This is a genomic window from Anaerolineales bacterium (genome assembly GCA_022866145.1).
Lineage (GTDB): Bacteria > Chloroflexota > Anaerolineae > Anaerolineales > E44-bin32 > PFL42.
In genome coordinates this window covers 1-5448 of record JALHUE010000257.1, presented here as the reverse complement: position 1 = coordinate 5448, position 5448 = coordinate 1, and the positions used below count along the sequence as shown (strand labels likewise).

General features: G+C 64.3%; 4 protein-coding genes. 3 read left to right on the top strand and 1 reads right to left on the bottom strand.

The genetic code is table 11. The annotated features are described in order from the left end of the window. Positions 1–1934, bottom strand: a 1934-nt coding sequence (locus MUO23_08025) for a formate--tetrahydrofolate ligase (GenBank protein MCJ7512902.1), incomplete at its 3' end; no start/stop codon positions are given. Between the two features lie 538 nt (positions 1935–2472). Between MUO23_08025 and MUO23_08020 the strand changes: the two genes are divergently transcribed. From MUO23_08020 to MUO23_08010, 3 genes are all read left to right on the top strand, one after another. Beyond that, positions 2473–3036 carry a 4Fe-4S dicluster domain-containing protein gene (locus MUO23_08020; GenBank protein MCJ7512901.1) on the top strand — a complete coding sequence of 188 codons (564 nt, stop codon included), beginning with the start codon at positions 2473–2475 and terminating at the stop codon, positions 3034–3036. Further along, the gene (locus MUO23_08015; GenBank protein MCJ7512900.1) at positions 3033–4001 is read left to right on the top strand and encodes a CoB--CoM heterodisulfide reductase iron-sulfur subunit B family protein; all 969 of its coding nucleotides are present in this window, start codon (positions 3033–3035) and stop codon (positions 3999–4001) included. The genes MUO23_08020 and MUO23_08015 overlap by 4 nt, the downstream gene beginning before the upstream one ends. Before the next feature lies 1 nt (position 4002). Continuing rightward, the coding region (locus tag MUO23_08010; protein MCJ7512899.1) for a CoB--CoM heterodisulfide reductase iron-sulfur subunit A family protein at positions 4003–5448 on the top strand (1446 nt) is incomplete at its 3' end.

Here is a 5448-nt window from a genome sequence, read left to right as displayed (position 1 = left end):
GTGCGCATCTCGCCCAGCAGCGGATAGAGGAAGCCAGCCCCGACGGAGGCCCGGATGTCCCGGACCGGGACCTTGAACCCCTTGGGGACGCCCTTGAGGCTCGGGTCGTGGCTCAGGCTCAAGTGGGTCTTGGCCATGTTCATCGGCAGCTTGTCGAAGCCGAGCCTGGTGTAGAGCTCGATCTTCTTCTCGGCCTCGGGCGAGTACTCCACCCCATCGGCGCCATAGATGTCGAGGCAGATCTTCTCGATCTTCTGCTTGATCGACCACTCGAGCGGGTAGAGGAACTTGAACTTGGTCGGCTTCTCGCAGGCCTTGACCACGGCCTCCGCCAGCTTCACCGCCCCCTTGCCGCCGTCCATCCAGTGGGTGCAGACCACGGCGTCCTCGGCGCCCGCCTCGAGGGCTGCCTTGCGCACCAACTCGACCTCAGCCGGGGTATCGGCAGCGAAGGAGTTCACGGCCACAACAACGTTCACGCCGAATCTCAGGGCGTTCTTGATGTGATGCTGCAGATTGCCCATGCCTTTGCGCAGTAGCTCCAGGTTCTCGTCGGTGTAGGCCGAGTCTAGCGGCTTGCCCGCCACCACCTTCGGCCCGCCGCCGTGCATCTTGAGAGCCCGCACCGTCGCCACCAGGACGACGCACTGCGGCACCAGGCCCGAGGTGCGGCACTTGACGTCGAAGAACTTCTCCATGCCGATGTCGGCGCCGAATCCCGACTCGGTCACGACGTAGTCCGCCAGCTTGAGGGCGATCTTGTCGGCGATGATCGAGCTGTTGCCGTGGGCGATGTTGGCGAACGGGCCGGCGTGGACGAAGACGGGTGTGCCCTCGAGAGATTGCATCAGCGTGGGCAGGATGGCATCCTTCATCAGCACGGTCAGGGCGCCGGCGGCTCCCAGATCCTCGGCCGTGACGGCTTCCCCGGCCTTGCTGGTCCCGATGACGATCCGCCCCAGCCGATCACGCAGGTCGGCCAGGTCGGTGGTCAGCGCCAGGATGGCCATGATCTCGCTGGCGACGGTGATATCGAAGCCCGTCTCGCGGGTCATGCCCTTTTCTTCCGGCCCGAGCCCGATGGTGATCCGGCGCAGGAAGCGGTCGTTGGTGTCGACCACCCGCTGCCAGGTGAGGCTGGCCGGGTCGATGTCCAGACGGGCGAAGCGCTTGCGCTCTTCGGGCGTGAGGGTCTCAGGGTCGGACTTGTTGATGCCCAGCTTCTTGAGGCGCCGGAGCATGCTGGGCGAAAAGCGGCGCTTGCCCTGCTTGTTCTTGGGGCACAGGGCGTTGAACAGCTTCTCGTCGTCTTGCTCGGCCTCATGGAACATCCGGGCATCGATAGCGGCCGCCAGCAAGTTGTTGGAGGCGGTGATGGCATGGATGTCCCCGGTCAGGTGCAGATTGAAGTCCTCCATCGGGATGACCTGGGAGTAGCCGCCGCCGGCGGCCCCGCCCTTGATGCCAAACGTCGGGCCTTGGCTCGGCTGGCGAATGCAGGTGAACACGCGCTTTCCGAGATGCGCCCCGAGGGCCTGGCTCAGGCCCATCATGGTCGTGCTCTTGCCTTCGCCCAGCGGCGTGGGCGTGATGGCCGTGACGTCGATGTACTTGCCGTTGGGGCGCTGCTTGAGGCGGTCGAGCACCCCCAACCGCACTTTGGCCTTGTACTCGCCATGCAGCTCGAGTTCCGACGGCTTCAGTCCGACCTCCTTAGCGATGAGTGTTACCGGCTTGGGGGTGACGGCTTGGGCGATCTCGATGTCCGAAGGCACGGGCCGGAGCAGTTTGAGCCTGATCGGCTTGTAGGGCAGCTTCTTCGGGGTCGCTTTGGGCCTAGCAGCCTTCTTGGCAACCGTCTTCGCCGGGACCTTCTTGGGCTTCGACTTCTTGGTGGCCTGAGTACGGCCTTTGGCGGGCTTCCTGGGTGGCATGGGATCCATCTCCTCAAGTCGGGTCAGTACCGGGATTTCCGGATCGATAGTCTCAGTGTGGCTTCAGATCCGCAGATGCACAAGCGACACCTTTCACAACCCCTGTGGCCAAGTATCACCCAGCCTTCCACGCGGCACCCTGCCCGATCGCCTTGCCCCGCCTACCGGACTCGAACAATCACCCGGATGGCCTCGCGCTTCACCCCGTGCCAGCCCATCCCTTTGCCTGCCCGGTGAGGGACATCTTGCTACGGCCGCGAGGCCCTCTATCACTTCGCAAGACAGGGAGATTCCCAGATAGTGGAGGCTGGTTACGGGGACGGTTATCCCGTCGTTGGCGTATGTGAATTCTGTCACATAAGGCGCCGGCGAAGATCCCGTGGCCAACCCAGCGGAGGGCAAGCACGGTCGGGGGACCGCCGCCCCGCCCCTGGGGGAGGGCAATCGATGCTTGGAGATACGGCTATGGCCGGTCAGCCTCACGCGGGCGCGTTTGCGCCGGGCGTGGGGCTTTTCCATTTGCGATGGGAGGTGCCGAATGCATGAGCCGAGCGGGAGAGACGGCTTCCAGAGCGAGGTCATCGCCGCCACCCCGGGAGGGGAGGCGCTGCTGACCTGCATCCAGTGCGGGACCTGCGGAGGCTCGTGCCCTTCAGGACCCGACATGGATCACTCGCCGCGGCAGCTGTTCGCCATGATCAACGCCGGGCTGCGGGAGGATGTGCTGCGCTCCAATACGCCGTGGTTCTGCGTGTCGTGCTACTACTGCATGACCCGCTGCCCCAAGGAGATTCCGATCACCGAGCTCATGTACAGCCTGAAGCGCATGGCTGTACGCCAGGGGCTGTTCGACGACTCCAAGGCCCCCGATTTCTCGCGGGCGTTCATTCGCTGGGTGGAGGACTACGGGCGGTCCTTTGAGCTCGGCCTGATGGGGATGCACATGATCCGCCACAACCCCTTCGGCGCCTTCAAGATCGTCGACATGGGCGTCGGCATGCTCACCAAAGGACGCATGGCCTTCACCCCGACCCGCATCAAGGGCCTGGACGGCTTGAAGCGAATCCTGGCCAAGGCCAAGCAGCTGGAGGCGCAGGCATGAAATACAGCTACTACCCCGGTTGCTCGCTCGAAAAGAACGCCGCTTCCTACCACGAGTCGACGATGGCCATCGCCGGGCCGCTGGGCCTGGAGTTCGTCGAGGTCGAAGACTGGAACTGCTGCGGCGCCACCGAATACCACGCTCTCAACCAGACGGCCGCCTACAGCCTGATCGCCCGCAACCTGGCCCAGGCGACCAAGAATGAAGGCCTGGACACCCTGGTGGCACCCTGCAGCGCCTGCTACCTCAACCTGCGCAAGTGCGACAAGTACATGTCGACCGAGCCAGCCCTGGCAGGGCGCGTCGATCAAGCCTTGGCGGAAGCCGGGCTGAGCTACAAGGGCGGGACACTGCATGTTCGCCATTTGCTGGACATCGTCTACAACGACATCGGCCTGGAGGCCTTGCAGGCCAAGACCACCCGCCCGCTCAAGGGCCTGCGGGTGGCGCCGTACTACGGCTGCATGATCGTCCGCCCGGGCTTCCACAATGGCGACGACGACCCCGAATACCCGATGACGCTGGACAAGATCCTGGGCGCCCTCGGCGCCGAGGTCGTCGACTACCCGATGAAGGCTCACTGCTGCGGCGGCCATATGACCCAGATCAGCGAAGCCACCGGCTTCGAGTTGATCCGACAGCTGATCAAGGGCGCCGACGACTACCAGGCCGACCTGGTCGTCACCATCTGTCCGATGTGCCAGCTCAATCTGGACGGGTTCCAGGGGGCTATGAATCGCCACTTCGGGACTTCGTACCACATTCCCGTCCTGTACTTCACGCAGCTGATCGGCCTGGCCTTGGGGCTCCCGCCCCGCGACCTGGGCATCGGACAGGAGCTCGTGTCCGCCGCCGAGGCCCTGGCCAAGGTGGGGGCGGAGATCGAGCCTACCGAGGCCGCCGGGCCGCGGCGCAAGCGGGATGACAAGGCGCTGCCCATGCCGGGTCGCCGAGGGGAGGGATAGCATGGCCGAAAAGGTCGGTGTCTACATCTGCCACTGCGGCAGCAACATCGCCGGCATGGTCGACGTGGCCGAGGTGGCCAAGTGGGCCGGTGAGGAACTCGAGAATGTGGTCGTCGCCCGAGACTACAAGTTCATGTGCTCTTCGCTTGGCCAGGAGCTGATCGAAGAGGACATCAAGAACGAAGGCCTGACGCGGGTGGTGGTCGGCGCCTGCTCACCCCACCTGCACGAGAAGACCTTCCGCAAGGCCTGCGCCAACGCCGGGCTCAACCCGTACTTGATGCAGATGGCGAGCCTGCGCGAGCAGATCTCGTGGGTCAGCACGGACAAGGACAAGGCGACTGAGAAGGCCAAGGCGCTGATCTCCGGCGCCGTTCACCGGGTGATCGAGCAGGAAGAGCTGTTCGCCAGCGAGGCCCCGGTCAACCCCAACACCCTGGTCGTGGGCGGTGGCATCACCGGCATCCAGTCGGCGCTGGAGCTGGCCGACGCCGGCCATCACGTCTACCTGGTCGAGCGCGAGCCGTCGATCGGCGGCCACATGGCCCAGTTCGACAAGACCTTCCCCACCCTGGACTGCTCGGCCTGCATCCTGACGCCGAAGATGTCAGACGTCGGACAGCATGAGAACATCACCTTGCTGAGCTACTCCGAGGTCGAAGAGGTCACCGGCTACGTCGGCAACTTCCACGTCCGCATTCGCAAGCGCGCCCGCTCGGTCAAGGAAGTGGATTGCACCGGCTGCGGCGTGTGCATCGAGAAATGCCCGAAGAAGGTAATCGATGACGTCTTCGAGGCCGGTCTGGGTTACCGCAAGGCCATCTACCGCCCGTTCCCGCAAGCGGTGCCGAAGTACCCGGTGATCGACCGCGAGAGCTGCACCTACTACTTGAAGGGGACCTGCAAGGCCTGCGAGAAGTTCTGCCCGACCAACGCCATCGACTTCGAGCAGCAGGACACCTATCTGGATCTCGATGTCGGCAACATCATCCTGGCCACCGGCTTCGACTTGTTCGATGCCGCTCGCCTTCCGCAATATGGGTTCGGCCGGTTGGCCAATGTGTTCAGCAACCTGGAATTCGAGCGCATGTGCAACGCCGCCGGCCCCACCGAAGGCAAGATCGTGCTGCGCGATGGGGTGACGGTGCCGAAGTCGGTGGCCATCGTCCACTGCGTTGGCAGCCGCGACAAGCGCCACAACCCCTACTGCTCGGCGGTGTGCTGCATGGCGGCGCTCAAGTTCGGCCATCTGGTCGTGGAGAAGACGGGGGCCCAGGTTTACTCGTTCTATATCGACATGCGCACTCCGCACAAGAACTACGAGGAGTTCTACGACCGGCTGTTGGCCGAAGGAATGCAGTTCGTGCGCGGCCGCGTGGCCGAGGTCACGGATGCTGCCCGGCTGCCGGGCGAGCAGGGCATGCTCATCGTGCAATCCGAGGACACG

Coding starts and splice junctions, on each gene's coding strand:
- MUO23_08020 (MCJ7512901.1), top strand. CDS start 2,473: ATGCATGAGCCGAGCGGGAGAGACGGCTTCCAGAGCGAGGTCATCGCC.
- MUO23_08015 (MCJ7512900.1), top strand. CDS start 3,033: ATGAAATACAGCTACTACCCCGGTTGCTCGCTCGAAAAGAACGCCGCT.